This is a genomic window from Mesorhizobium sp. CO1-1-8 (assembly GCF_020164875.1).
Classification (GTDB): domain Bacteria; phylum Pseudomonadota; class Alphaproteobacteria; order Rhizobiales; family Rhizobiaceae; genus Mesorhizobium.
Genome location: NZ_JAIUGZ010000004.1, coordinates 173,049 through 199,823, shown reverse-complemented (window position 1 = coordinate 199,823; position 26,775 = coordinate 173,049). Strand labels below are relative to the sequence as shown.

The 26,775-nt window shown below is 64.2% G+C and carries 20 protein-coding genes; 10 read left to right on the top strand and 10 right to left on the bottom strand.

The window, feature by feature from the left end:
* Nucleotides 1-2: 2 nt before the first annotated feature.
* From LB558_RS09875 to LB558_RS09860, 4 genes are all read left to right on the top strand, one after another.
* Nucleotides 3-3,740 carry a DUF11 domain-containing protein gene (locus LB558_RS09875; RefSeq protein ID WP_224697386.1) on the top strand — a complete coding sequence of 1,246 codons (3,738 nt, stop codon included), beginning with the start codon at nucleotides 3-5 and terminating at the stop codon, nucleotides 3,738-3,740.
* Between the two features lie 220 nt (nucleotides 3,741-3,960).
* Nucleotides 3,961-4,638 (top strand): ribulose-phosphate 3-epimerase, encoded by a 678-nt coding sequence (gene rpe, locus LB558_RS09870; RefSeq protein WP_127261464.1) that lies wholly within the window; start codon nucleotides 3,961-3,963, stop codon nucleotides 4,636-4,638.
* Nucleotides 4,639-5,047: 409 nt separating this feature from the next.
* Nucleotides 5,048-5,788, top strand: a complete 741-nt coding sequence (locus tag LB558_RS09865) for a GntR family transcriptional regulator (protein WP_224697385.1) — start codon at nucleotides 5,048-5,050, stop codon at nucleotides 5,786-5,788.
* A gap of 177 nt (nucleotides 5,789-5,965) precedes the next feature.
* Nucleotides 5,966-7,480 (top strand): malonate--CoA ligase, encoded by a 1,515-nt coding sequence (locus LB558_RS09860; RefSeq protein WP_224697384.1) that lies wholly within the window; start codon nucleotides 5,966-5,968, stop codon nucleotides 7,478-7,480.
* 27 nt (nucleotides 7,481-7,507) lie between these two features.
* On the opposite strand, the gene LB558_RS09855 is transcribed toward LB558_RS09860, so the two are convergent.
* The 5 genes from LB558_RS09855 to LB558_RS09835 form a co-directional block, all read right to left on the bottom strand.
* Nucleotides 7,508-9,547: an ABC transporter ATP-binding protein/permease gene (locus tag LB558_RS09855; protein ID WP_224697383.1), complete on the bottom strand. Its 2,040-nt coding sequence runs from the start codon at nucleotides 9,545-9,547 to the stop codon at nucleotides 7,508-7,510.
* 62 nt (nucleotides 9,548-9,609) lie between these two features.
* Nucleotides 9,610-10,788: an N-acetylglucosamine-6-phosphate deacetylase gene (nagA, locus tag LB558_RS09850; RefSeq protein ID WP_224697382.1), complete on the bottom strand. Its 1,179-nt coding sequence runs from the start codon at nucleotides 10,786-10,788 to the stop codon at nucleotides 9,610-9,612.
* Nucleotides 10,785-11,822: an SIS domain-containing protein gene (locus tag LB558_RS09845; protein WP_224697381.1), complete on the bottom strand. Its 1,038-nt coding sequence runs from the start codon at nucleotides 11,820-11,822 to the stop codon at nucleotides 10,785-10,787. The genes nagA and LB558_RS09845 overlap by 4 nt, the downstream gene beginning before the upstream one ends.
* On the bottom strand, nucleotides 11,819-12,601 hold the full coding sequence (locus tag LB558_RS09840) for a GntR family transcriptional regulator (protein ID WP_224697380.1): 783 nt from the start codon (nucleotides 12,599-12,601) through the stop codon (nucleotides 11,819-11,821). Before LB558_RS09840 ends, LB558_RS09845 begins: the two co-directional genes overlap by 4 nt.
* A complete protein-coding gene (locus LB558_RS09835; RefSeq protein ID WP_224697379.1) occupies nucleotides 12,598-13,479 on the bottom strand; it encodes a BadF/BadG/BcrA/BcrD ATPase family protein in 882 nt (293 codons plus the stop codon). Before LB558_RS09835 ends, LB558_RS09840 begins: the two co-directional genes overlap by 4 nt.
* 199 nt (nucleotides 13,480-13,678) lie before the next feature.
* On the opposite strand from LB558_RS09835, the gene LB558_RS09830 reads away from it, so the two are divergent.
* The 6 genes from LB558_RS09830 (at nucleotide 13,679) to LB558_RS09805 (ending at nucleotide 20,226) form a co-directional block, all read left to right on the top strand.
* Nucleotides 13,679-14,629, top strand: coding sequence for an N-acetylmuramic acid 6-phosphate etherase (locus tag LB558_RS09830; protein ID WP_224697378.1), 951 nt, complete (start codon nucleotides 13,679-13,681; stop codon nucleotides 14,627-14,629).
* Between the two features lie 115 nt (nucleotides 14,630-14,744).
* Entirely contained in the window at nucleotides 14,745-16,004 is a 1,260-nt protein-coding gene (locus tag LB558_RS09825) for an ABC transporter substrate-binding protein (RefSeq protein WP_224697377.1), read from the top strand.
* A 253-nt stretch (nucleotides 16,005-16,257) separates the two neighbouring features.
* Complete coding sequence (locus LB558_RS09820; protein WP_127261473.1) at nucleotides 16,258-17,187, top strand: carbohydrate ABC transporter permease; 930 nt, start codon at nucleotides 16,258-16,260, stop codon at nucleotides 17,185-17,187.
* Between the two features lie 11 nt (nucleotides 17,188-17,198).
* The gene (locus LB558_RS09815) at nucleotides 17,199-18,038 is read left to right on the top strand and encodes a carbohydrate ABC transporter permease (RefSeq protein ID WP_224697376.1); all 840 of its coding nucleotides are present in this window, start codon (nucleotides 17,199-17,201) and stop codon (nucleotides 18,036-18,038) included.
* 112 nt (nucleotides 18,039-18,150) lie between these two features.
* Nucleotides 18,151-19,212, top strand: a complete 1,062-nt coding sequence (locus tag LB558_RS09810) for a Gfo/Idh/MocA family protein (RefSeq protein WP_224697375.1) — start codon at nucleotides 18,151-18,153, stop codon at nucleotides 19,210-19,212.
* 15 nt (nucleotides 19,213-19,227) lie between these two features.
* Complete coding sequence (locus LB558_RS09805; protein ID WP_318011625.1) at nucleotides 19,228-20,226, top strand: ABC transporter ATP-binding protein; 999 nt, start codon at nucleotides 19,228-19,230, stop codon at nucleotides 20,224-20,226.
* 54 nt (nucleotides 20,227-20,280) lie between these two features.
* On the opposite strand, the gene LB558_RS09800 is transcribed toward LB558_RS09805, so the two are convergent.
* The 5 genes from LB558_RS09800 to LB558_RS09780 all read right to left on the bottom strand — a co-directional run bounded on the left by LB558_RS09800 (nucleotide 20,281) and on the right by LB558_RS09780 (nucleotide 26,739).
* The gene (locus tag LB558_RS09800; protein WP_224697374.1) at nucleotides 20,281-21,126 is read right to left on the bottom strand and encodes a fumarylacetoacetate hydrolase family protein; all 846 of its coding nucleotides are present in this window, start codon (nucleotides 21,124-21,126) and stop codon (nucleotides 20,281-20,283) included.
* 218 nt (nucleotides 21,127-21,344) lie between these two features.
* A complete protein-coding gene (locus LB558_RS09795; RefSeq protein ID WP_224697373.1) occupies nucleotides 21,345-22,076 on the bottom strand; it encodes an SDR family oxidoreductase in 732 nt (243 codons plus the stop codon).
* Nucleotides 22,077-22,263: 187 nt separating this feature from the next.
* Nucleotides 22,264-24,636, bottom strand: a complete 2,373-nt coding sequence (locus LB558_RS09790; protein WP_224697372.1) for an aldehyde dehydrogenase family protein — start codon at nucleotides 24,634-24,636, stop codon at nucleotides 22,264-22,266.
* A 73-nt stretch (nucleotides 24,637-24,709) separates the two neighbouring features.
* Complete coding sequence (gene deoC / locus LB558_RS09785) at nucleotides 24,710-25,759, bottom strand: deoxyribose-phosphate aldolase (protein ID WP_224697371.1); 1,050 nt, start codon at nucleotides 25,757-25,759, stop codon at nucleotides 24,710-24,712.
* A 152-nt stretch (nucleotides 25,760-25,911) separates the two neighbouring features.
* Entirely contained in the window at nucleotides 25,912-26,739 is an 828-nt protein-coding gene (locus LB558_RS09780) for a ferredoxin--NADP reductase (RefSeq protein ID WP_224697370.1), read from the bottom strand.
* Nucleotides 26,740-26,775: the final 36 nt, after the last annotated feature.

Below are 26,775 nucleotides of genomic sequence, written 5' to 3'. Positions count from 1 at the left end.
AGATGAAAAATCTCGCACTCTCCCCGCTCGCAACGAACGCTCGAACCACCGTCATGGAGACGATCATGAAACCCCTGTCATACGCCAGGCGCGGCGCGCGCTGGCTGATGGCGGCCGGTATCGCGGTCGCCATGCTCACCCCGGTGCAAGGCTTTGCGGAAGACACTGCCCCGATCACCCCGGAGCTGAAGCTCGACCTCGACAGTTCGCGCGTCATCACTCCGAGGCCCGACCGGGTCGTGCCCTTCTTCACCAAGAAAGGCACTCAACGAGGCTGCGACTACGTCGTCTATTCGCTGAGCTTCGGCCTGCGCGGCGATCCGCAGGGCCTTGCCGACCCAAGCCTCGAGGCCAGGCTGAAGAAGGTCCGGGTCGACTTCAAGGACCAGCTTCCGCACGGTCTTGCCATCGTCAACGTCAATGTGTCCGGCGACGGCACGGATGCGTCCGGCGGACCGCTGCCGGGGGCGACGATCAGCACGTCGGCAAATCCGAACGACACAGCTGTTGTTTCCGATTTCCGCATCTCCACTTCCGATCTCGACGGCGTCGGCGCTCCCAACGAGCGCGTCATCAACTTCACGATCACGGCCAAGATCGATCATGCGGCATTTCCCGCGCCGACGATCGTCGACAACCAGGGCATGATCAAGGTGACGGCCGGACCGGGCACGGGGACCATCATCCCGTCGCAGGATCCGGGCAAGCCCGACGACGGCGACTTCAAGACCGGGGTGAAGACCTCGATCAAGATCGATGTCACCAAGTGCAATCCGCCGCCGCCACCTCCCGGCAAGGAATGCTTCAAGGTGGAACGCGGCACGGTCGACTGCGTGCCCGGCGGCGGCGTCTTCATCTATCACATGCCGGTCGGCCCGGAGATGGGCGGCAAATGGGTGCAAGTTTCGACGACCACATCAGGCATCACCATCATCCCCGACACCCAGCTGGTGCCGGCGGGCGGCGGCGTGCTCAACTGGAAGATCGTCGGCGCATCGCCAGGCGACGCCGTCCACCTCATCGTCACCGGCATCGAAACCTATGCCGGTCCGAAGGAAGGCTGGGGCCTGTGCTGCACGCAGACGATCGACATCGTCATCCCGCGTGACCTCAGGTGCCCGCCCAAGGACAAGGAGCCGGACCTCAAGGTCGAGAAACGCGCCAGCGTGACGCGTTGCACGATGGGCGGCGGGTGCGACTTCACCATCAGGGTCACCAATGTCGGCACCGGTGCCTATCACGGCAAGATCGTGCTCGACGAGGTGACGCTGCCGGCCGGATCGACGCTCGATTCAGGGCCCAATCCGCCCTGGGTCTGCGTACCCGGCACCACCCCGATGATTTGCACCTATCCGGTGACCACGCTCAATCCGGGAGCCTCCGTCGACCTCAAGCTCGGCTTCAAGCCGGCCGGAGGCTGGCAAGGCAGCGTCTTGCGCAACTGCGCCACCTATAATTATGGCGCCAGCGGCAAGCCGCTGTTCGGAAGCCAGTCGAACGATCGCGGCTGTGCCTCGATCCCGATCTGCCGTCGTGGCGACCGCGACCGCGACTGCCAGCCGCCGGTCGAAAAGAAAGTCGATCTGATCCTGAAGAAGCGTGCCCGTATCCCGGTCTGCACGGCCGACGGCATCTGCTATTTCGTGATCGACATCATCAACAACGGCACATCGACCTATAACGGGCCGCTGACGGTGATCGACAGCTATCCGGCCGGCGCGCCGGCCTCCTCGACCTTCGGCCCAAGCCCGCCATGGATCTGCGTACCGACCGGTCCCGGCCTGTTCCGCTGCGACCATGCGGGCATCTCTCTCGTGCCTGGCGGCTCGACGCCGATCGTCGTCAAGGCGGTCATGCCGGCCGGCTACCAGTCGGACACTGTCGAGAATTGCGCGACGGTGAAGCCCATCCCCGGTGAAAACGATCTCACCAACAACAAGGCCTGCGCCAAGGAACGCTTCCGTCATCCCAATGGCGGCAAGCCGATCCTGCGCATCACCAAGGTGTGCAACGGCTCGCTCGCCGGTGCCGCGGTCATCTCTTGCCGCATCACCGTCACCAGCCTTGGCACCGCTGCCCCCACCGGCCCGGTGCGGGTCAACGATGCCGCCACGCTGGTGGCCGGCGGCGCGCCCGTCCAGATCCAGACCGTCACCACTGACGGTGCGGAATGGGCATGCGGACCGGTTCCGGCCAATGCGCTGTCATGCCAGATTCCCGGCGCCGTCATGGTACCTGGAACCAGTCGCCACTTCGACGTGACGGTCTCGGCCAATGGCGCGTTCGAAAACTGCGCGCGCGGCTCCTTTGGGCCGGCGCCGGGCGACGACGTCGTCTATCCCTTTGGCCAGGCCTGCGCCAAGGGCGGCGGCTCTTCGGCCATCCGTGTCGAGAAGACCGGCGACCGTGAATGCCGGCTCGGCCGACCCTGCTCGTTCGAGATCACCATCACCAATGACGGAGCGACCGCCTTCTCCGGGCCGGTCCGCATCGGCGATGCGATCGGCGTGGATGGCCTCGGCAGGCTGGAAGGCGTTGAGATCACCTCGATCGATCCGCCCTTCGGCTGCTCGCCGGAACCGGCAACCTTGCCTGCGTCCTGCATTGCCAACCTGACGCTCGGCGCCGGAGAAAGCCAGGTGCACCATGTCACCGTGGTCATTCCCGACGACGGTCGCCTGGCCAATCTGCAGGGCAATGTCAGCGGCCAGAACTGCGTCGGCGTGCTGTCTCCCGACACACGGGTGCAGGGCGGTGGCGACGTGCTTGGCGGCGATCAGACCAATGTGCAGGGCGATCGCGGCAAGGCCTATGCCTGTCATCCCTTCACCATTAGCCAGGAGACGAAGAAGGAATGCTCGCAAGGCTTCGTCATGAACGATGCCGGCCGCTGCGTTTGCCCGGAAGGCACCACCTACCGCAACGGCCAGTGCTCGCCGGGCGGTGGTATCGTGCCGAAGCCGGAACAGCCGAAGCGCTGTGTGCTGCTCGAAGGCCAGATCCGCACCGAGGACGGACGTTGCGTCTGCCCCCGCGGAACCGGGCTCGAGAACGGCAGATGTGTCAGGACCGACAGGCCCGAGCAGTGCACCATCCGTGGCCAGATCCACAATGCGGATGGCGATTGTGTCTGCCCCAGGGGAACCGAGATCAGGGGCAATGCCTGCCGCCCGATCCAGCCGAAGCCGGAGCAGTGCAAGATCCGTGGGCAGGTCCACGACGCCGATGGAGACTATGTCTGCCCGCAAGGGAACGAGGTCAGAAACGGCGCCTGCCGCCCGATCCGGCCGAAGCCTGACCAGTGCACCATCCGTGGTCAGGTCCACGACGCCAACGGCAATTGTGTCTGCCCGAGGGGTACCGAGGTGCGGGGCAATGCCTGCCGGCGCAAGCAGCCCACGCCGGAGCAATGCGACATACGCGGCCAGGTCCACAACAAGCGCGGCGAGTGTGTCTGCCCGCGTGGGACCGAGGTGATCAACGGCGCATGCCGCAGGCAGGAGGTGGAATGCGCACCGGGCTCGCAGATGATCAATGGCCAGTGCCAGCCGATCATCAGGAGGCGCTGCCCGGAAGGCACGATCGGACGGTATCCGAACTGCCGGCCGGTCCGCGGACAACCGTCGCTGGAGCTCAATCCCGGCCTCCTGCTGCAGCAGGTCCTGCCACGGCGCAGGCCGCAGGTCGAACAGCAGCAGGATCCGGTTCAAGACAGAATCCTGAAGCTCCAGCAGCAATAACCACCTGCTTGACACGAGACCAGAAACCCGCCGGAGCAATCCGGCGGGTTTTCTTCGTAGCTGTGGGGACAAGCGGGTATTGGCCGCACCATGATCGCGGATAACGGCACTCACCCCAGCCTGCGCGCCGACCGCGCCTGCACCCTCGACAAGTCGGCTGTGGCGCATTAGGCAGTCGATAGGGTGGCCAACGAGAAGGGCACTCGGAAAGGCCGCACCCATGAGCAGAAAGACCTTGATTGCACCCTCGGTGCTGGCGTCGGATTTTTCCAAACTCGGCGATGAGGTCGAAGCGGTGGCGGCGGCCGGCGCCGACTGGATCCATCTCGATGTGATGGACGGGCATTTCGTGCCCAACATCACCTTTGGCCCGCCGGTGATCAAGGCGATCCGCAACCGCACCAAGGCCTTCTTCGACTGCCATCTGATGATTGCCCCGGCCGACCCCTATCTGGCCGCTTTCGCCGAGGCCGGCTGCGACGGTTTGACCGTCCATGCCGAGGCCGGCCCGCATCTTGACCGCTCGCTGCAGACCATCAGGAACCTTGGCAAGAAGGCCGGTGTGTCGCTCAATCCGGCGACGCCGGAAAGCGTGGTCGAATATGTGCTCGACCGGCTCGACCTGATCCTGATCATGACCGTCAATCCGGGCTTCGGCGGCCAGGCCTTCATCCCGGCTGTTGTCGACAAGGTGAAGCGGGTCAAGGCCCTGATCGGCAGCCGGCCGATCCGCATCGAGATCGACGGCGGTGTTTCAGCCGAAACCGCGCCGCTGGTCACCGCTGCCGGCGCCGACGTGCTGGTGGCGGGCGCCGCCATCTTCAAAGGCGGCAGCGTCGAGGCTTATCGTCAGAACATCCAGGCGATCAGGACGGCAGCCGACAACGCAGCCGGCTAACCAGCGGTGTTCCCGCGGTCAGCCCGGCATGGCGGCTAAGGTTCTGGTGCCGGGCGGGGCTTGTGAAGATCTGATGCGCAACGGCATCGGATCTGACTGTGCCTGATTCGGTCTCAAGGTCCGCCGGTCTGTGCCCAAAGCAGACAGTTGATCTCGCGCGCATACAAAAGAACTGAAAGACAGATTCTCCTGCGTGCATACAAAACATGTTAAGTTTCCACAGGTTGTGAAAATGCGCGGAATTACAGCATTCAGTTCCGGAATGCCGCATATTCCTTTGTGCTAAAGTACAATAACGTGATCTTTTGCTTGAGCGGGCGAATGCTCGCGCTGTATGGTACAAGTACGAGAAGGCGAATGCTTTCGGACTCGAATCGCCCAGGACAAGTCCTGACGACAAGGAGTCGCTGTGACATACGGAGCTGCCAATCTGAACGACGACGCTGCCGGACCCAAGAGCACGCTTGCCACTACGGTCTATCAGCAATTGCGGGACGATCTTCTCGGAGGTGTCCTTGAAGCCGAGAGCAAGCTGCGGGTCGAATGGGTGGTCTCCAAATATGGGGCCGGTGCCTCACCTGTCCGCGAGGCTCTCAATCGCCTCGCCTCGGAAGGGCTTCTCGGCCGGCACGACCAGCGTGGCTTCTTCATCATGCCGGTCAGTGCGTCGGAACTCGAGGAGCTGACGCGCACCCGCTGCTGGCTCGAGGAGCGGGCGCTTCGCGAATCCATCGCCCACCGCACCGCCGAATGGGAAGAACAGCTCGTGCTGGCGCTGCATCGCTTGGGACGCGCGTCACGTCTGTCTCCGCAGAATCTCTTTTCGCTCAATCCCGCTTGGGAGCGGCTGCATCGCGTCTTCCACAGGGTGCTGATTTCGGCCTGCCGGTCACAATGGCTGGTGGGGTTTTGCGACCAGCTCTCCGATCACGCCTACCGCTACCGGCAAATGGCCAATGATGGCGAAGGGGTCCAGCGCGACGATTTCGGCGAGCATCGTCTGATCGCCGAATGTGCCCTGGACGGCAATGCCGACGGTGCCGTCGAGGCACTGCTCAACCACTACCAGTTGACTGCCGCCATGTGCATGAAGCACTTCGAGCAGGACGACGAAACGAAGGAACTCGCCGGCAAACGCGCTCGGCGATAGCAGTCGTTTCCTGGCGGGTCTCTTGCGCTCGTTTCTTGCGCTAAACCTGCGTCGGCGTGGCTGGCGTGAACCGCTGTCGGCGGGCTTGACGGCGCGGCCAAGAACCGCGAACTCTCGCCGCCGAGGCATGCCGCGACAGGCGGATGCTCAGCGCCGTAGCACCCCAGGGAAGTCTTCATGAGCAATCATCTGTTCGATGCGTTCCGGTCCCGGATGCCGGCGCCAGCGCGCTTGCTGATGGAAACCGATGATGGCCGCTCGCTCACCTATGGCGATATGCTGGCCCGCTCGGCGCAGCTTGCGCATGCGCTCTTGCAACTGGATGTCGAACCCGGTGACCGCGTTGCCGTGCAGGTCGAGAAGAGCCCGGAAGCGGTCATGCTCTATCTCGCCTGCTTGCGAGCCGGCGCCGTCTTCCTGCCGCTCAACACCGCCTACACGCTGGCCGAGCTGGAGTATTTCTTCGGCGACGCAGAACCACGCCTGGTCGTCTGCGATCCGGCAAGAGCGGCCGACATCGGCGCGCTGGCGGAAAAGACGGGCGCCACCACCGTCACGCTCGGCCGCGACGGCCGGGGATCGCTGACCGACCAGGCCTCGCGGCTGCCGACGGATTTTCATGACGTGGCGCGCGGGTTGGATGACCTCGCGGCAATCCTCTACACGTCGGGAACCACCGGCCGTTCGAAAGGCGCCATGCTCAGCCACGAGAACCTTGCCTCCAACGCGCGCGTGCTGGTCGAGCACTGGCGTTTCACCGGAGACGACGTGCTGATCCACGCATTGCCGATCTTCCACACGCACGGCCTGTTCGTCGCCACCAACGTCGTCCTGATGGCTGGCGCCTCGATGCTGTTCGAGCAGAAGTTCGATCCGGCCCGCATCGTTTCGCTGCTGCCGCGCGCCACGGCCATGATGGGCGTGCCGACCTTCTACGTGCGCCTGCTGCAGCAGGACGGGCTGGACCGCGAGGCGGCGAAAAACATCCGTGTGTTCATTTCCGGTTCGGCGCCGCTGCTGGCCGAGACGCACAGGGCCTGGCGCGAGCGCACCGGCCACGCGATCCTCGAACGCTACGGCATGACCGAGACCAACATGAACACCTCGAACCCCTATGAGGGTGAGCGGCGCGCCGGTACGGTCGGTTTCCCCTTGCCCGGCGTCACGCTTCGCGTCGCCGACCCCGACAGCGGTGCAGCGCTTGCCCAAGGCGAGGTCGGCATGATCGAGGTCAAAGGCGCCAACGTCTTCGGCGGCTATTGGCGCATGCCGGAGAAGACCAAGGCGGAATTCCGCGCTGACGGCTTCTTCATCACTGGCGACCTCGGCATCATCGACGCCGACGGCTACGTCCATATCGTCGGACGCGGCAAGGACCTGATCATATCAGGCGGCTACAACATCTATCCGAAGGAACTCGAAACCGAGATCGACGCGCTCGACGGGGTTAGCGAAAGCGCCGTCATCGGCGTTGCCCATCCAGATTTCGGCGAAGGCGTCACCGCTGTCGTCGTGCGTGCTCCGTCATCGCGGATCACCGGTGCCGAAATTCTCGGTGCCATCGCCGGACGGGTGGCGAAATACAAGCACCCGAAGCGGGTGATCTTCGTCGATGAACTGCCGCGCAACACCATGGGAAAGGTACAGAAGAACCTGCTGCGCGACACCTACAAAGACATATATGCATCATAGTTGCTCGGTGCCTGGCGCAGGGGCGCCTTACTCCTTGCGCGGCCTTTCGACCCGACTGCCGGAACCCCACAAGGCGCGCTTCAGCAGGTTGCGCTTGCGCGGGACGAGGTTGATGTCGCTGACAAGCTTGGCGCCGCCCTGGCGCCGTTCGAGGGTGATCTTGCGGCTGTGGAAGGCTTCCAGCTCGGCCCGGTGCGCCACGCTGATGATGGTGACATCAGGCAATTCACGGATCAGCGTCGCCATCATTGTGTCCTGGCTCTTCTCGTCGAGCGCCGAGGTCGCTTCATCCAGCACGACGATATCGGGGCGGTGCAGCAGCAGGCGCGCAAAGGCGAGACGCTGCTTTTCGCCGCCTGAGAGCGTCTGGTCCCATGGCGCTTCTTCCTTGATCCTTTCGGCAAGATAGGCAAGGCCCACCTTGTCGAGGGCGGCCTTGATCTGTTTGATCGTCCACTTGTCCGCGGCCGCGGGATAGGCGACTGCGCGGCGAAGCGTGCCCGAGGGGATGTAGGGGCGTTGCGGCAACATGAACAGTCGCCTGTCGGCGTGGAAATTGACGCTGCCGCCGCCCCATGGCCACAGGCCAGCAACGGCCCGCACCAGCGTCGACTTGCCCGAGCCGGATTCGCCAGCCACCAGCACACGCTCACCCGGTTCGATCGCAACCTCGGTTTCCTTGACCACGGAGGTGCCGTCGTCGAGCGTGACGGAGAGATCGTCGAGGCTGAGCATCGCACCGTCTTCGGTTTCGCCATGCTGGATGCGTCCGAGCGCGTCGCTCTGCTCCGCACGCTCGAGCCCGTCGAGCGACATCATCAGGGATGCGATGCGCCGCGCCGAGGCGTTCCAGTCGGCAAGACGCGGGTAGTTGTCGACCAGCCATCCGAACGCGCCCTGCACGATGGCGAAGGCGGAGGCAGCCTGCATCACCTGTCCGAGCGACATCGAGCCTTCGAGGAATTTCGGCGCGCAAAGCAGGACCGGCACGACCGGCGCAAACAGGCTCGACCCCTGCGACACCAGCGCCGTGCGCATGTGCTGGCCCGTCAGCAGCGCCCATTGCCTGAGCACATGGCCGAAATTCCTGTCGATGCCGCTGCGCTCCTCCTCCTCGCCGCCGAGCAGTGCGATGCTCTCGCCGTTTTCGCGCACCCGCGTCAGCGTATAGCGGAATTCGGCTTCCGCCTGGTTCTTATGCTCCGAGAGCCGGACGAAATGGCGGCCGATGACCACCATCGACGTGGAGGTGATGGCGGCATAGATGACCGCAGTGATGACGAGGAAGCCGGGAATGGTGAGGTTTTCGCCGCCGATCGGCAAAGTGAGCGCGCCGCCGATCGTCCACAGCACCACGATGAAGGTCGAGGCCGACAGGAACGCGTTGAGGACGCCGGAGATGAAATCCACGGGTGACTCGGTGGCGATCCGCAAATCCTCCGTGAGGCGGGCTTCGGGATTCGAGTGGTCTCCGGCGACGAGGTTCAACTGATAGTAGCGGCCATTGGCGAGCCAGCGTGCGATGACGGCGGTGGTCAGCCAGGAACGCCAGCGGCGCTGGATTGTCATGCGCAGATAAACCTGCGCGACCACAAGGCCCGCGTTTCCAGCCACGAGCGGCAGGAATATGGCGCTGAGCCCATAGACGGTGTGGACGTTGCGTTGCTCGATGGCGTCGAAGAACGCGCGGTTCCAGACGTTTATTCCGTACTGAAAGCCGACATTGACGCAGATCAGGATCAACAGCCCGACCGTGAGCGGCCAGGCAAGCCCATCGCCGCTCCGGGCCCAGTAGCCGCGCCCACTGATCCAGAAACGCCGTAGCAGGTACTTCCTGCGCGCCTGCTCGGCCTCTTCGGGCGTCAGTTGCGGATCGGGCTCGACAGCCTCCGGCGGCGGCCCCGGCTGGCCGTCGACCTCCGGGGCAGCTTCGGCGGTCGGCAGCTTTTTTTCGCGCAAATCCTCGTGGCGCGGCCTCTGGTCACGCAGCGCTTGCTGTCGCGGCTTCAAGGCACCGCGCGGTTTGATGCCGTCGGCCTGTTTCAATTTGGGTTTCGCCTCGGACATACGCTCCGACAACGACCTCAAAATCAAAAGGTTTCATGTCGTCAGCCGACTTGAACCTAAAATCAACGCGCAGTGCCGGAGCCGGCCGCAAAAACCTTTTCGCCGCCAATCCAGACGCCCTTCGTGTCGAGATCGTCCGACAGCGCGACAATATCCGCAGCCGTGCCGTTGGCGAATCGGCCAAGCCGGTGCGACTGGCCGATTGCTTGCGCCGGATAGAGCGAGGCCATGCGCAAGGCCTCGGAAAGCTCGACCCCGACGACGCGGTGGATGAAACGAACGGCCGAGATCATATCGAGATCGGCGCCCGCCAGCGTTCCGTCGGCGAGCCTCAGGCTGCCATCCCTTCGATAGATGGTGCGGCCGTTGAGCGTGAACGACATCATGTCGGTGCCGATTGTCGCCATGGCGTCGGTGACCAGCACGATCCTGGCCGGTCCCTGCTTGGCGCGCAGTGCGATCTTGATGGTGGCCGGATCGACATGGATGCCGTCGGCGATGAGACCGGCCGACAAGGTGCCGATGTCGATGGCCGCGCCCACCAGCCCGGGCTCGCGGTTGCCGATCTGGCTCATCGCATTGAACAGATGGGTGACCATCGAGGCGCCGGCCGCGACAAAAGCGCTGGCGGTGGCATAGCCGGTATCGGAATGGCCAAGGCTGACGATGATGCCGGCCTTGGCGAGTGCCGCGACGCGCACCGGCTCGACGGATTCGGGGGCAATGGTGGTGAGCAGCACCGGCAGTTTTTGCCGCGCGGCGATCAGCATCGCCTGATCGGCATCCGTCATCGGCCGGATCAGCGCCGGATCATGTGCGCCCTTGCGGGCGACCGACAGATGCGGGCCTTCGAGATGCAGCCCGAGAAACCCAGGCACCTTTTGGCGCGCCGCTGCCTCGCCGGCGGCGACAGCGGCGGCCGTGATTGCGGGCGTGTCGGTGATCAGCGTCGGCAGCAGCGCCGTCGTGCCGAAGGGCGCGTGCGCGCGGCAGATGGTTTCGATGGAAGCGACATCGGGATGGTCGTTGAGCATGACGCCGCCGCCGCCATTGACCTGCACATCTACAAAGCCCGGCGTCAGCGTGCCGCCACCGGTGTCGACGACGCGGATATCCGAGGGGATGGCCCCGGTGGGCAAAATGGCCTCGACGAGACCGTCGCGGACGACAAGTGCGTGGTCTTCATGCCAGTCGTCGCCGTCGAAAATCCGGGCGCCAGTCAGGGCAAAGCGATCGCTCATACTGTCTCCGTCACCTTGCGAAGATTGCGCGGCGCGTCGGGGTCGAGACCGCGATGGCGGGCAAAGGCCTCGACGAACATGTAGAAGGAGACGATCAGCGTCAGCGGATCGGTCAGCGGATGGCCGGTGGCGACATGCGGCAGGCGCACGGCGCGTTGGGCAAGTTCAGAGGTGACGAACACCGGCGCGCCCTTGGCCGCCAGGCTGTCGGCGGCCTCGGCAATGGACGGTTCGGAGGCGTCGCGCGCGGCCAGCGCCAGCACCGGAAAATCGGGGCCGATCAGCGCCAGCGGGCCGTGCATGACCTCGGCGGCGCTGTAGGCCTCTGCATGCATGCCGCAGGTCTCCTTGAATTTCAGCGCCGCCTCATTGGCCATCGCCGCCGACGGTCCGCGGCCGAGGATGAACAGCGACTTCTGCTTCTCGATCGTCTCAGAGAGCACGCTCATCCAGTCACAGGCGATTGCTTTGCCGAAATGCTCCGGCAGGCGGGCAAGCGCCGCCAGCAGCGCATTGTCGCCCGTGGCATGCGCCATCAGAGCGAGGCCAGCGACGGCCGAATTGATGAAGGTCTTGGTGGCCGCGACGCTGCGCTCGGGGCCGGCCAGGATATCGATCGCATAGTCCGAAGCACGCGCCAGCGGCGAATCGGCGGTGTTGGTGATGGCGAGGGTCAGCGCGCCCCCCGCCCGCGCGGTTTCGGCCATGGCGACGATATCGGGGCTCTTGCCCGACTGCGAGATCGCCAGGCAGGCCGAGCCGGCGAGCCTGAGCTTGCGGCCATAGATCGAGGCGATCGACGGTCCGACCGATGCCACGGCCAGGCCCGCGGTCAGCTCGACGGCATATTTCATGAAGGTGGCGGCATGGTCGGACGAGCCGCGCGCCACGGTGACGACGAACTGCGGGTCGCGTTCGCGGATGCCGCGCCCGGCCTCGGTCAGCACCGCGCCGGAGCCGTCGAGCAGGCGGGCGACCGCTTGCGGGACCTCCTCGATCTCGCGCCGCATGTGGGTCATTTCTGTCGTGTTCATGGTCGGCCCTCTTCGCTCGGCCCTGTCAGCCGCAGTTCGGCGACGAAATCATAGGCGTCGCCCCGGTAGATGGAGCGGGTGAATTCGATCACCTTGCCGCTCGTCAGATAGGAGATGCGTTCGATGTGCAGGCCGGCGATGCCTGGCGGCACTTCGAGCAGACGCGCGTCGATGTCGCCGAGATTGGCGGCGGAAATGCGCTGCACGGCGCGCACCGGCCGGTTGCCGGTCAATTCCAGCGCCGCGTAAAGCGAGGAGCCTATATCGGTTGGGTCGGGCAAGACGCTGGCTGACAGCGAGGCGCGCTCGATCGCCAGCGGCGTGTCGTTGGCAATGCGCAGGCGCGCCACCCGCGCCACCAGTTCGCTCGACGACAGGCCGAGCACCATCATTTCGTCGGGCGAAGGTGCGTAAAGCCCGCGGTCGAGCCATGCCGAACGCACAGCCATGCCGCGCCGCGCCATGTCCTCGGTGAACGAGGTCAGCCGCGACAGCGACTGTTCGACACGCTCCATGCGTGGCGCCACGAAGGTCCCGGAGCCGTGGCGCTGCACCAGTATGCCGCCCTTGACCAGGTCCTGCACCGCCTTGCGCACGGTAACCCGCGAAATGTCGGCCTTGGTGGCGATGTCGCGCTCGGAGGGCAGCGCGTCGCCGGGCCCGATCAGGCCGCGATTGACCGCGTCCTCGATGCTTTTGCGAAGCTGCAGATAGAGCGGCGCGCCGCTTTGCGCCTGATGTTTCAGCGTGGCGAAGATCTGGTCGGCGGCCTCGCTCATCGAGTTGCCTCCGCCTGTCCGGCGAAAAGTCGAACCGCCATCTGCACCGCGCCGCCCAGCGCGTCGTCGAGCGGAGGCTTCAGCAGCGCCCGGTAGCGGGCAGACAGGCGCGGCGCGTAGAGCGGCGCCAGCCCGCCGAGCAGGCACAGCGGCGCGTCGTCGGCGAGATCGAGCGCGCCGAGCGAAGCTTCGACGTCGGCGACCACCCTGTCGAGGATCCAGTTGGCGACGCTGTCGCCCTTCTCGGCGTGTTCAAACACCTTGGGCGCGAAGCCGCCGAAATCGCCTGGTTTGGCATTGGTGGTGAATTCGACCACGTCCTCCGGGTTGTTGCGGAAAACCGCCAGCATGCTCTGCGTCAGCGGTGAACCCGCGCGGACGCCGTCATAGGCAAGCAGTGTCTGTTCGAGCAGGTCGCGACCGATACGGGCGCCGCTGCCCTGGTCGCCAACCTGGAAGCCCCAGCCGCCGATGGCCCGCGATTTGCCGTTCTTGCGCGCCATATAGGCGGTGCCGGTGCCGAGGATCGCCATGGCACCGTCACCGGAGCCGACAGCGCCCTCCAGAGCGATTTCGGCGTCGGTCTCGACACGGCTGATGCTGAACGGCAGGATCGCCTCGAGCTGCTGACGGTAGGTGCCGACGTTGGCGCCGGCAAGGCCGAGAATTGCGGGCGTTTGCGGGATCAGGTCCGCATCCTGCCCGGCGGCGAGAAACGCCAGCCGCGCGGCCTCGACGATGTTCGAGCGGGCGCCAGTAAGGTCGGTGCGGATGTTGGCGGCGCCGCTTTTGGCGCGGCCGATCACCGTGCCCTCCGCTGTTGCCAGGGCGGCCCTGCAGCTGGTGCCGCCACCATCGATTCCGAGCACGAAATTCACGTGAGTTCTCCTCCGGGCGGATAATACCAATAAAATACCAATAGCCAAGGGTTAATTTCCGCTTCAGAAAGATTAAGCAATATTCCATCGAACAATCTACGTATTTCGTTGGCTCAGCGATTTCCGACCAGTGAGTTCGTTAATGCGTGTGGACAAGTGGTATTTTTTTGGTATTGTTCTGGTATTGGAGGAAACCGGGATGGCCGAAACGCGCACCGAAGCGCTTCACAAAAATGCCGAGGGGCTGGATATCCAGGCCCCGGAAGCCATCCTTTCCTATTTGGCCGACGCGCAGATCGAAGCCGCCAAGGTCGTACGCCATGCCATCCCATCCATCGCCAGGGCCGCCGAGATCATCGCCGGCAGGCTGAAGAGCGGCGGCAAGCTTGCCTACGCCGCGGCCGGCAGCTCGGGCCTGATGGCACTGGCCGATGCGCTGGAGCTGCCGGGCACCTTCGGCATTCACCGTGACCGCATCGCTATCCTGATCGCCGGCGGCGACGACGCTTTCCGCACGCTGGCCGGCGGGCCGGAAGACGATACCGAGGAGGCCGCGGCAGCGGTCGCCAAGGCTGGCCTCGGCAAGGGCGACTGCCTGATCGCCATTTCCGCCAGCGGCACGACGCCCTATGCGGTGCGGGCCATCGAGGAAGCGGCTCGCTGCGGCGCTGCCACCATCGGCATCGCCAACAACAGGGACTCTGCGCTGCTGCGTCAGGCGCAAACCGCCATCCTGCTCGAAACGCCGCCGGAGCTGATCGCCGGCTCGACGCGCATGGGCGCCGGCACTGCCCAGAAGATCGCGCTCAACATGCTGTCGACGCTGACCGCCATCCATCTCGGCCATGTCCATGACGGCTACATGGTCAATCTCATGGCCGACAACATCAAGCTGCGCGACCGCGCGGCGCGCATCGTCGCCGCCGTCAGCGGGCGCGGCACGGACGAAGCGGCCCGCCTGCTCGAGAAGAGCGGCGGCGCGGTCAAGACCGCCATTCTGCTCGCCGCCGGCGCCGACAGCACTGACGCGGCGCAGAAGATACTGGAAGAGGCCGGCCAGAAGCTGCGGCCGGCCCTTTCCGCGCTGGGGCATGATCCCGAAAAGTGGAAACCGCTTTTCGGAAAAGATCATGCTCGAACAAAGAAATAGAGCCTGTTTCGTCCCGATTCCATCGGGTGAAGCAGGCTTGCGAGGGGAGCAAGGCGTCAAAAGCCTCCGTTCTCATCAAAACCGAACCTGAAAAAGGTCAACAGGGAGACTGAGCATGACAACGAAACTACTGACGGCACTGCTTCTGGGCACCAGCATTCTCGGCTCTGCCGGGGTTGCCTATGCCGACGACGTAACGCTCAACATCGAAAGCTGGCGCGGCGACGACCTTGCCATCTGGAAGGACAAGCTGATCCCGGCTTTCGAAGCCAAGAACCCGGGCATCAAGGTGGTGTTCGCACCGTCGGCTCCGACCGAATATGACGCAGCGCTCGGCGCCAAGCTCGCCGCCGGCTCGGCGGGCGACCTGATCACCTGCCGCCCGTTCGACAAGTCGCTTGAGCTGTTCAAGAAGGGCAATCTTGCCGACCTCTCGGCACTGCCCGGCATGGAGAACTTCTCGCCGGTGGCAAAGTCCGCCTGGCAGACCGACGACGGCAAGGCGAGCTTCTGCGTGCCGATGGCCTCGGTCATCCACGGTTTCATCTACAACAAGGACGCCTTCGAAAAGCTCGGCATCAAGGTGCCGGAGACCCGCGACGAGTTCTTCGCCGCGCTCGACAAGATCAAGGCCGACGGCACCTACATCTCGATGGCGATGGGCACCAAGGATCTCTGGGAAGCCGCGACCATGGGCTACCAGAACATCGGCCCCAACTACTGGAAGGGCGAGGACGGCCGCGCGGCGCTGATCAAGGGCGATCAGAAGCTGACCGACAAGGACTGGGTCGCGCCGTATGAGGAACTGGCCAAGTGGAAGCCTTATCTCGGCGATGGCTTCGAGGCGCAGACCTATCCGGATAGCCAGAACCTGTTCACGCTCGGCCGCGCCGCCATCTACCCGGCCGGCTCGTGGGAAATCGGCCTGTTCAACACCCAGGCGCAGTTCAAGATGGGCGCCTTCCCGCCCCCGGTCGAGAAGGCCGGCGACACCTGCTACATCTCCGACCATACCGATATCGGCATGGGCCTGAATGCGGCTTCGAAGAACGTCGATGCAGCCAAGACCTTCCTGTCCTGGGTCGCCTCGCCTGATTTCGCCACCATCTACGCCAACGCGCTGCCGGGCTTCTTCAGCCTGAACTCCTCGCCGGTGAAGATGGAAGACCCGCTGGCGCAGGAATTCGTCTCCTGGCGCGGCAAGTGCAAGTCGACGATCCGCTCGACCTACCAGATTCTGTCGCGTGGCACGCCGAACCTCGAAAACGAGACCTGGGTTGAATCGGCCAACGTCATCAATGGCACCGATACGCCGGAAGCAGCGGCCAAGAAGCTGCAGACCGGTCTCGACAGCTGGTATCATCCGGCCAAGTAAGAGCTCAGGCAACGGAGCCGGCCGGGCGCATGCCTGGCCGGTTCCGGACCAGCCTGATCATTCAAAGTGCGTCCATTCAGATACCGATTGTCGGCACCGCCTCTCGGCCTTACCCTCCCTTTGTGGGGAAAGGCTAGCTGATCAGTCGCAGGCCTTTGTTCTTGCCGCATCGGGCGAGAGTGTTCGGGCCGTGTATCGAGGCATCATCTAGATCGACACCCTTTGGAACCGAGAGACGGCGGGGACCGAACTCATGGCCGCAGATATCAGACCGAAAAGACCGTTCCGCTGGCACATCGGCATCTTCCTGGCGCCGGCGGTGCTCGTCTACACGGCGATCATGATCCTGCCGCTCGCCGGCACGCTGCAGCTGTCGCTGTTCCGCAACATCGAGCAGCACCAGGTCTTCGTCGGGCTGGAAAACTTCCGCATGCTGTTCGGCGACCCCAACTGGTCGGTGGGCTTCTGGAACGCGCTCAGGAACAACACCTGGTTCTTCATCATCCACATGCTGGTGCAGAACCCGATCGGCGTCATGCTGGCCGCCCTGCTGTCCAGTCCCAAACTCAGATTCGCGGCCTTCTATCGGACGGCGATCTTCGTGCCGACCATCTTGTCCTTCGTCATCGTCGGCTTCGCCTGGAAGCTGATCCTGTCGCCACTGTGGGGCGTGGCGCCGCATCTGATGGATCTCGTCGGCCTGAAAAGCCTGTTCACGCCGTGGCTCGGCAAGGAGCAATATGCGCTGACCGCGCTCAGCCTCATCTCGGTGTGGCAGTTCGTCGGCATCCCGATGATGCTGATCTACGCCGCCCTGTTGTCGATTCCCGAAGAGGTGATCGAGGCCGCCGAATGCGATGGGATTACCGGCCTGTCGCAGTTCTGGAAGATCAAGCTGCCGCTGATCCTGCCGTCGATCGGCATCATCTCGATCCTGACCTTCGTCGGCAATTTCAACGCCTTCGACCTGATCTACACCGCGCAAGGCGCGCTCGCCGGTCCGAACTACTCGACCGACATTCTCGGCACCTTCCTCTACCGCGCCTTCTTCGGCTTCCAGCTGCAGGTCGGCGATCCCAACATGGGCGCGGCGATCGCCACGATGATGTTCCTGATCATCCTTGGCGGCGTCTGCGTCTATCTCTTCCTCGTGCAGACGCGCCTGCGTCGCTACCAGTTCTGAGGAGGCAAGAGATGAGCACCGCCACCCGTTCCATGCCCCGCACCATCGGCGCCCACGCGATCCTGTTGACCTACACGATGATCGCACTGTTTCCGGTGATCCTCGTCATCATGAACTCATTCAAGTCGCGCGCGGGCATCTTCGGCGCGCCATTGACGCCGCCGACGCCAAAAACCTTCGACCTGATCGGCTACACGACCGTGATCGGCCAGGGCGACTTCATCCACTATTTCCAGAACAGCCTAGTCGTCACCGTCGCCTCGCTGTTCTTCGTGCTCTTGTTCGGCGCCATGGCAGCCTTCGCTCTGTCGGAGTACCGCTTTCGCGGCAATTCGTTGATGGGGCTCTATCTGGCGCTGGGCATCATGATCCCGATCCGGCTGGGCACCGTCGCCATCCTGCAATTGATGGTGGCGAGCGGGCTGGTCAACACGCTGACGGCGCTGATCCTGGTCTACACCGCGCAAGGCCTGCCGCTTGCCGTCTTCATCCTGTCGGAATTCATGAAGCAGGTGTCCGACGATCTGAAGAATGCCGGCCGTATCGACGGCCTGTCCGAATACACCATCTTCTTCCGGCTGGTGCTGCCGCTGGTCAGGCCATCGATGGCGACGGTCGCTGTCTTCACCATGATCCCGATCTGGAACGATCTGTGGTTCCCGCTGATCCTGGCGCCGTCGGAGGAGACCAAGACGGTGACGCTCGGCGCGCAGCTGTTCCTCGGCCAGTTCGTCACCAACTGGAACGCCATCCTGGCCGCGCTGTCGCTGGCGATCATGCCCGTGCTGATCCTCTACGTCATCTTCTCGCGGCAGCTGATCCGCGGCATCACATCGGGGGCAGTCAAGTGAACCCGTTAGGCCGGCGCTTCACCCCACCCGGCGCTTCGCGGAGGTCGGCGCCCAGCGCCGGGCGGGGTGATGCGACCTCGACGAGAGCAATACGGATATCTGGAGCAGCTCGGTGAACTCTGAAACACCTCTTCGCGTCGTCGTCGCCGGGCTTGGCAATATGGGTCGCAGCCATGCGCTGGCCTATCACACCAATCCAGGTTTCCAGATCGCGGCGCTGGTCAACCGCTCCGACGTGCCCTTGCCGGACGGGCTGTCGGGTTACGGCATCAGGCGCTCCTTCGATGACGCCCTGCGCGACGAAAAACCCGATGTCGCCTGCATCGCCACCTATTCCGACAGCCATGCCGATTACGCGGTGAAGGCGTTCGAGGCCGGCTGCCACGTCTTCGTCGAGAAGCCGTTGGCAACGACGGTGGCCGACGCCAAGCGCGTCGTCGCGGCGGCCAAGGCCAACGGCAGGAAGCTGGTGATCGGCTACATCCTGCGCCATCACCCGTCCTGGATCAGGCTGATCGCCGAAGCGCGCAAGCTCGGCGGCCCCTACGTCTTCCGCATGAACCTCAACCAGCAATCCTCAGGCCATACCTGGGAGACGCACAAGCAATTGATGCAGACGACCTCGCCGATCGTCGATTGCGGCGTGCACTATCTCGACGTCATGCTGCAGATCACCGATGCGAAGCCGGTCGAGGTGCGCGGCATGGGCGTGCGGCTGACTGAAGAGGTTGCGCCCTCGATGTACAATTACGGCCATCTGCAGGTGCTGTTCGATGACGGGTCGGTCGGCTGGTATGAGGCCGGCTGGGGACCGATGATTTCGGAGACGGCCTTCTTCGTGAAGGACGTCATCTCGCCGAATGGCTGCGTGTCGATCGTCATGAAGGAGGGTGTGAAGTCGGATGACATCGACACCCACACCAAGACCTCGACCATCCGCCTGCACAGCGCCGCGACCGGTGCGGACGGCAGGTTCGTCAAGCCGGACGAAATGCTGTCGATGGAGGGCGAACCCGGCCATCAGGACCTGTGCGACCTCGAACAGGCCTTCGTGCTGAAGGCGATCCGCGAGGATCTGGATCTCACCAAACACATGGACGACGCGGTCAAATCGCTCGCCGTCTGCCTTGCCGCCGATGAGAGCGTGCGCAGTGGCGCAGCCGTCAAACTCTAGAACAGGGACGAAGCCGTGGGCTCGCTGAACATCGAGAACGTGAAGAAGGCCTTCGGGCCGGTCGAGGTGCTGAAGGGCATCAACCTCGAAGTGAACGACGGCGAGTTCGTTGTCTTCGTCGGGCCGTCCGGCTGCGGCAAGTCGACCCTGCTCCGGGTCATCGCCGGACTGGAGGATTCGACTTCGGGCCGCGTCGTCATCGACGGCGCGGACGTCTCGGCCACGCCGCCGGCCAAGCGCGGCATCGCCATGGTGTTCCAGACCTATGCGCTCTATCCGCATCTGACGGTGAAGAACAATATGGGCCTCGGGCTCAAGCAGGCCGGCACGCCCGCCCCGGAGATCGAGCGTCGCATCGGCATCGCCTCGGCGATGCTGTCGCTGGAACCCTATCTCGAAAGGCGGCCGGCCGAACTCTCCGGCGGCCAGCGCCAGCGCGTCGCCATTGGCCGCGCCGTGGTGCGCGAACCCAAGCTTTTTCTCTTCGACGAGCCATTGTCCAACCTCGATGCGGCACTGCGCGTCAACACAAGGCTGGAGATCGCGCAGCTGCATCGCCGGCTGAAGGCGACGATGATCTACGTCACCCACGACCAGGTCGAGGCGATGACGCTGGCCGACAAGATCGTGGTGCTGAACGCTGGGAAAATCGAGCAGATCGGCGGTCCGATGGAACTCTACAATTCGCCCGCAAACGAGTTCGTCGCCGGCTTCATCGGCTCGCCGAAGATGAACTTCGTCGACGGCGCCAGGCTCGGTGAAACCGCCAAGACCATAGGCGTGCGGCCGGAACATCTGACCGTCGATCCGAAATCCGGTGCCTGGAAGGGAACGGTGGTGCACGCCGAGCATCTCGGCGCCGACACCAATCTCTATCTCGATTGCGAGAAGGCCGGGCTGATCACGGTCAGGATTTTCGGTGTCTATGATGCCGAACCGGGCGCCACACTCTATGCTACGCCGGATCCGGCGAAGACGTATCGGTTTGGTGCTGATGGGAAGGTGCTGAAGTAGCGCGGCTTTGCGCTCTCCCCTTCTCCCGCAAGGGGAGAAGGGGAGTCGGCGCCCCTAAACGTCAGCCTTGAACGTCTGCTTCTGCTGGCCCAACCCTTCGATACCCAGCTCTACCACGTCGCCAGCCTTCAAGAACACCGGCGGCTTCATGCCGAGACCAACGCCGGGCGGTGTGCCTGTCGAAATAATGTCGCCGGGGTGCAGCGACATGAACTGGCTGAGATAGGAAACCAGATATTTGACGCCATAGACCATGGTCTTGGTCGAGCCGTTCTGCATCGTCTTGCCGTTGACGGTCAGCCACATTTTGAGGTTCTGCGGATCGGCTACCTCGTCCTTGGTCACCAGCCATGGGCCGGTCGGGCCGAACGTGTCGCAGCTCTTGCCTTTGGTCCACTGGCCCTGCCGCTCGGCCTGGAAGGCGCGTTCGGAGACATCGTGGGCAACGCTATAGCCGGCGACATAGTCGAGCGCATTGGACTCGCTGACATATTTGGCGGTCTTGCCGATGACCACGGCCAGCTCGACTTCCCAGTCGGTCTTCTCCGAGCCGCGGGGGATCAGCACGTCGTCGTCCGGCCCGACAATGGCCGAGCTTGCCTTCATGAAGATGATCGGCTCCGGCGGTACGGTGGCGCCGGTCTCGGCGGCATGGTCGGAATAGTTCAGGCCGATACAGATGAACTTGCCGGTGCCGGCAACGCAGGCGCCGAGGCGCGGGCTGCCGGAAACCGCCGGCAGCGACTTCGGATCAAGCTTGGCGAGTGCCGCCAGCGATGCCGGATCGAGTGCCTTGCCACCGATATCGGTGACGTGAGCGGACAGATCACGGATCGTTCCATCCCCATCGAGCAGGCCGGGACGTTCGCTTCCCACCTCGCCATAGCGCAGCAGTTTCATCTAAATCCTTCTCCTGATTGCGGCCTCGCGGCCTTTTGCAAACTTTCCGCCAAGGCGATTGCTCCTCAAGGAACCGGCGGACCGTACCCATCGACCTGACTACGGACAAGCGCGATCGCCATGCAAGATAGCCGGCGCGCGGGATTTTCAGACTCTTCGATCCCCTGTTAAACGCCGGGAAAGGGCCAGATCGTCCTGCTCGCGCAAGATTTCCGCAGTCAGATCGACCAGCCGCCGTCGATATTGTAGGCCTGCCCTGACGTATAGGTGGCGCCGGCCAGGTAGACGGCGAGATCGGCGATCTCCTCCGGCGTGCCGAGCCGTCCCATCGGCTGGCGGGCGATGAAGGCGGCGCGGGCGGCATCGTAGTCGCCTTGCGCATGCATGCGGTCCTGCAGCGACGGACTCTCGACCGTGCCGGGACAGATGGCGTTGCAGCGTATGCCCTTACCGACATAGTCGGCGGCGATCGCCTTGGTCAGGCCGATGACGGCGGCCTTGGTCAGGCCATAGACGAAGCGGTTGGGCACACCCTTGGTGGAACTGGCCAGCGAGGCCATGTTGATGATCGATCCGTCGCCGCGTTCCAGCATGCCAGGCAGCACGGCCCGGCTGGTGCGGATCATGGCGCGAACATTGAGGTTCAGCGCGAAATCGAGATCGGCTTCCTTCATCTCGAGGATCGAGCCTGAATGGACGAAACCGGCGCAATTGAACAGCACGTCGACGACACCGATCTCGGCGAAGGCGGCGTTGACGGCTTCGTCGTTGAGCACGTCCAGCTTGCGGGCCTTGATCCCCGGCGTCTTGGCGAGTTCCGCCAGCAGTGCCTCGTTGATGTCGGTGGCATGGACGATGGCGCCAGCCTTTGCGAAGGCCAGTGCGCTCGCCCTGCCGATGCCTTGCGCCGCTGCCGTGACGACAACGACCTTGCCTGCCAGGTCCGCCATACTGCTCTCCTCGTCCACTGGGGATAGTCCGGGTCTACCTGCGGCTGGCCAAGGCGTCATGTGCCAGTCACGCGTGATCGTGCAGCCTGCGCCGTTGACCGTTCACTGATAAAGATGTTTTTTCTCCTTAAAGAACATCTGTCCGTGCGTCAAGCCCGAACACGATCTCAACAGCACCGGCGGGACATCAATCCCCGTAAGGCACCCAGACATTCTTGACCTCGACGGCGCGGCGCAGGAAGGCGTCGCCGGCGGCTTCGTCGGATGCCCAGTCGAGGCCGCGGCCATTGCCGCTCCAGACCCGCTTGAGGTTGCCGATGGACTCGGCTTCCGCCTTGGCGCAGGTCTCCGCATCGGCGAACACCCAGAGCCCGTCGACATCGTCATGCTTGGCCAGCACGCCGGCAAGTTCGGCGCTGCGGCCGGTAACGATGTTGATGGCGCCGGCCGGCACATCGGAATATTCGATGACCTGGTAGAGATCGGTCGCCAGCAGCGGATAGCGCTCGGACGGCACTGCCACCACCGTGTTGCCCATGGCCAGCGCCGGTGCGACCAGCGAGATCAGGCCGAGCAGCGGCGAGCTATCGGGGGCGACGATGCCGACGACGCCGACCGGCTCGTGCAGCGCCAATGTCACAGCACGCGCCGGCGGCTGGTGCACGCGGCCCTCGAACTTGTCGGCAAGGCCGGCATAGAGGAACAGCCGCTCGATCGACTGTTCTACTTCTTCCCGCGCGGCCTTGGGCGTAGCGCCGGTCAATTCGGTGAGACGGGCGGCGAACTCGCCGGCACGGCCGGAAAGGTTCTCGGCCAGATAATAGAGCACCTGGGACCTGTTATAGGCGGTCGCCTCCGGCCAGGCCTTGGCACCGCGGGCGGCAGAGACGGCATCGCGGATATCCTTGCGGCTGCCGAGCCCGACTTCGCCGGCAAGCTTGCCCTTGGCGGTGGCGATGGCGAGCGAATATTTGCCATCCGGGCGAACCTGCTTGCCGCCGATGAACAGCTTTGCCGTGCGGTCGATCGCGCCGCCGTCGGATTGCTCGACCGGTTGCGCCGAGACCGTCGCCGGTCTGATGACCGGGCCGAGCGGCAGCTTCGCCGTGAGATATTCGAACATGCCCTCGCGCCCGCCTTCGCGCCCGAATCCGCTTTCGCGGTAGCCACCGAAGCCACAGGCGGCATCGAACATGTTGGTGCCGTTGACCCAGACGACGCCGGCCTTGAGCTGCGGCGCGACGTGCAGGGCCAGATTGACGTTTTCGCTCCACACCGAGGCGGCCAGCCCGTAGCGCGTATTGTTGGCAAGCTCGATCGCTTCCTCGGTATTGCGGAAGGTCATGGTCGCCAAGACCGGGCCGAAGACCTCCTCCTGAGCCAAGATGTTAGCCGGCGAAACACCGGTGGCGAGCGTCGGCAGATGGTAGTAGCCGGAGGACGGCAGCGCCGCATCCGGCTGCCAGCAGACGGCGCCCTGTCTGGCGCCTTCGGCAACCAGCCCCTTGACGCGGTCAAGCTGGGTCAAGTCGACGAGCGGGCCGATATCGGTGTTCTTGTCCAGCGGGCTGCCGACGCGCAGCCGGCTCATCCGCGTCTTGACCTTGGCGATCAGGGCGTCGGCTATGCCTTCCTGCACCAGCAGCCGCGAGCCGGCGCAGCAGACTTGGCCCTGGTTGAACCAGATGCCGTCGACCAGGCCTTCGACGGCGCTGTCGAGATCGGCATCCTCGAAGACGATGAAGGCCGACTTGCCGCCCAGCTCGAGAGACAGTTTCTTGCCCGAGCCGGCGGTCGCCTTGCGAATGATCTTGCCAACCTCGGAAGAGCCGGTGAAGGCAATCTTCTGGATGCCGGGATGGTTGACGATGGCGACGCCTGCCTCAGGGCCGCCCTGGACGATGTTGACGACGCCCTTCGGCACGCCGGCGCGTTCGCAGATCTCGGCGAACAGGATTGATGTCAGCGGCGTGAACTCGGCTGGCTTCAGCACCACCGTGCAGCCGGCGGCGAGCGCAGGCGCGATCTTCCAGGCCAGCATCAGCAGCGGAAAGTTCCACGGGATGATCTGGCCGACCACGCCGACACCCTTATGGCCGGGGAAATCCTTGTCCAGCGCCTGCGCCCAGCCGGCATGGTGGATGAAATGGCGGATCGCCAGCGGCACGTCGATATCGCGGCTTTCGCGGATAGGCTTGCCGTTGTCGATTGTCTCCAGCACTGCGAACAGCCGCTGATGCCGCTGCATGGCGCGGCCGATGGCATAAAGCACCTTGGCGCGCTGATAGCCTGAGGCGGCCGACCATTTCGGCAGCGCCTTGGCGGCGGCCGCAACCGCCGCGTCGATATCGGCGGCACTGGCGTCCGAGACCTTGGCCAGCAGCTTGCCGGATGAGGGGTCGCTGGTCTCGAAGGTCTTGCCGCCGGACGCGGCTTTCCAGTCGCCGCCGATGAACAGCGCCTTGCCGAAATCGCGCGCGGCAAGCCACGCATCGGCCTCGTTGCGGGCTTCCGGCGCCGGGCCGTACTCCATGGCGTGATAGCGTTCGAGAATGTTCATCAGGGGCCTCCTTCACCCTCCCCCTTGTGGGGAGGGTCGATCGGCATAGCCGATCGGGGTGGGTGTGGTGCGCTCAAGCCATCGCGTGGCGATGATTGGCCGAATAGTGTCCGGTCAGATGGTGCTCGAGCTGGCGCTCGATGTCGGTCAAAAGGCTCGACGCGCCGAAGCGGAACAGCTCGGGCTCCAGCCACGGCCGGCCGAGTTCTTCCTTTATCAGCACCAGCCAGTCGAGCGAGACCTTGGCCGTGGAAATGCCACCGGCCGGCTTGAACCCGATGAGATAGCCGGTCTCTTCGAAATAGGCCCTGATGGCGCGCACCATGGCGAGGCCGACGGGCAGCGTCGCATTGACGCTTTCCTTGCCGGTCGAGGTCTTGATGAAGTCGGCGCCCGCCATCATCGCCACCATCGAGGCCAGCATGACATTGCGCAGCGTGGCGAGGTCGCCGGTGCCGAGGATGACCTTCAGATGCGCGTCACCGCAGGCGGCGCGCATCGAGACGATCTCATTGTAAAGCTCGCGCCACTTGGCGCCGAACACCAGGCCGCGCGGAATGACGACGTCGATCTCGTCGGCGCCGTCGCGGACCGAGGCCTCGATCTCCTGCAGGCGGGTCGACAGGGGGGCCAGGCCATGCGGGAAGGCGGTGGAGACGGCGGCGACATGGATGCCGGTGCCGCGCACCGCATCGACGGCGGTGGCGACGAAGGGATGGTAGACGCAGACGGCGGCCGGGCGGATGGTTTCACCCGATATGCCGAGACCTTCGACAATGTCGCGGCGGAACGGATTGATCGCCTTGGCGCAGAGCCGGCGCACGCGCTCCTCGGTGTCGTTGGAATTCAGCGTCGTCAGATCCATGCAGGCGACGGCCTTTAGCAGCCAGGCCGCCTGGTTGTCGGCCTTGATCGAGCGTCGCTTGGTCAGGCTGGCAACACGGCGTTCAAGCGCCGAGCGATTGACGCTGCGCACCGATTCCATGAAGCCGAGGTCGAGCTTCATGCCTGGATTGCGCGCAATGCGATGGTCGTGCGGGAGGGGGGTATTGGCGGCGGCGCGCGCCGGCAGCGGCGTCACCTTGGACGAGCCGACGTCGGCTTCGCGGATTGTGCTGCTCATCTCCTGCCCTTTCATTCAGCGACGTGTGCCGAAGATAGCCCGTGAAGTTGCACTTCACGAGTCCTGCGGGCGGTCATAATCGAAAAAGGCGGCGGAAGCAGCAATTTTTGACCGTGCAGTCAAAACGTAGACTGCGAGATGTTAGGTGCGGCTCAGCCGACGAAAGCGCGCTCGACAACGAAGGTCGCTGGATGGCTCAGCGAGCCTTCCTCGAAACCGAGGCTTTCGGCCAGCTCCTTGACGTCCTTCAGCATGTGCATCGAGCCGCAGATCATGATGCGGTCGGTTTCCGGGTTGAGCTTGTCGATACCGAGATCGCTATAGAACTTGCCGGAGCCGATCAGCGCGGTGATGCGGCCCATGCAGGCCGACTCTTCGCGGGTCGTCGAATTGTAGAGCGTGACGCGCCCAGTGGTCAGTTCGCCGATCAGCGGATCGCTTTCCAGCGCCGCCACCAATTCCTGGCCGTAGGTCAATTCGGCGTTGTCGCGGCAGGTATGGGTCAGGATCAGCTGATCGAATTTCTCATAGGTGTCGGGGTCGCGCAGCAGGCTGGCGAAAGGCGCTATGCCGGTGCCGGTCGAGATCATGAACAGCCGCTTGGCCGGCGTCAGCGCGTCGACCACCAAAGTGCCGGTCGACTTCTGCCGCATGATGACGGTGTCGCCGACCTGGATCTTCTGCAGTTCCGAGGTCAGCGGGCCGTCCGGCACCTTGATCGAGAAGAATTCCAGCTCTTCGTCCCAGGCTGGGCTCGCCACCGAATAGGCGCGGTAAACCGGCTTCTCGGCATTGGGCAGGCCGATCATGACGAACTCGCCGGAGCGGAAACGCAGCGACTGCGGACGTGTGATGCGGAACGAGAACAGCCGGTCGGTGTAGTGCTTCACCGAGACGACGGTCTCGGCATAGACGTTGGCCGGAATCGGGAACTGCAGCGGGCGGGCACCGACGGTGTTGAGAGCGGATGTGGTGTTCATCAAATCCAACCTTCTGGCCCAACTCACGGACGCGGG

What these genes read in the sequence shown, in the direction of transcription:
- LB558_RS09875 (WP_224697386.1), top strand. Translation starts at nt 3, where the DNA reads ATGAAAAATCTCGCACTCTCCCCGCTCGCAACGAACGCTCGAACCACC.
- rpe (WP_127261464.1), top strand. Translation starts at nt 3,961, where the DNA reads ATGAGCAGAAAGACCTTGATTGCACCCTCGGTGCTGGCGTCGGATTTT.
- LB558_RS09860 (WP_224697384.1), top strand. Translation starts at nt 5,966, where the DNA reads ATGAGCAATCATCTGTTCGATGCGTTCCGGTCCCGGATGCCGGCGCCA.
- LB558_RS09855 (WP_224697383.1), bottom strand. Translation starts at nt 9,547, where the DNA reads ATGTCCGAGGCGAAACCCAAATTGAAACAGGCCGACGGCATCAAACCG.
- nagA (WP_224697382.1), bottom strand. Translation starts at nt 10,788, where the DNA reads ATGAGCGATCGCTTTGCCCTGACTGGCGCCCGGATTTTCGACGGCGAC.
- LB558_RS09845 (WP_224697381.1), bottom strand. Translation starts at nt 11,822, where the DNA reads ATGAACACGACAGAAATGACCCACATGCGGCGCGAGATCGAGGAGGTC.
- LB558_RS09840 (WP_224697380.1), bottom strand. Translation starts at nt 12,601, where the DNA reads ATGAGCGAGGCCGCCGACCAGATCTTCGCCACGCTGAAACATCAGGCG.
- LB558_RS09830 (WP_224697378.1), top strand. Translation starts at nt 13,679, where the DNA reads ATGGCCGAAACGCGCACCGAAGCGCTTCACAAAAATGCCGAGGGGCTG.
- LB558_RS09825 (WP_224697377.1), top strand. Translation starts at nt 14,745, where the DNA reads ATGACAACGAAACTACTGACGGCACTGCTTCTGGGCACCAGCATTCTC.
- LB558_RS09820 (WP_127261473.1), top strand. Translation starts at nt 16,258, where the DNA reads ATGGCCGCAGATATCAGACCGAAAAGACCGTTCCGCTGGCACATCGGC.
- LB558_RS09815 (WP_224697376.1), top strand. Translation starts at nt 17,199, where the DNA reads ATGAGCACCGCCACCCGTTCCATGCCCCGCACCATCGGCGCCCACGCG.
- LB558_RS09800 (WP_224697374.1), bottom strand. Translation starts at nt 21,126, where the DNA reads ATGAAACTGCTGCGCTATGGCGAGGTGGGAAGCGAACGTCCCGGCCTG.
- LB558_RS09795 (WP_224697373.1), bottom strand. Translation starts at nt 22,076, where the DNA reads ATGGCGGACCTGGCAGGCAAGGTCGTTGTCGTCACGGCAGCGGCGCAA.
- LB558_RS09790 (WP_224697372.1), bottom strand. Translation starts at nt 24,636, where the DNA reads ATGAACATTCTCGAACGCTATCACGCCATGGAGTACGGCCCGGCGCCG.
- deoC (WP_224697371.1), bottom strand. Translation starts at nt 25,759, where the DNA reads ATGAGCAGCACAATCCGCGAAGCCGACGTCGGCTCGTCCAAGGTGACG.
- LB558_RS09780 (WP_224697370.1), bottom strand. Translation starts at nt 26,739, where the DNA reads ATGAACACCACATCCGCTCTCAACACCGTCGGTGCCCGCCCGCTGCAG.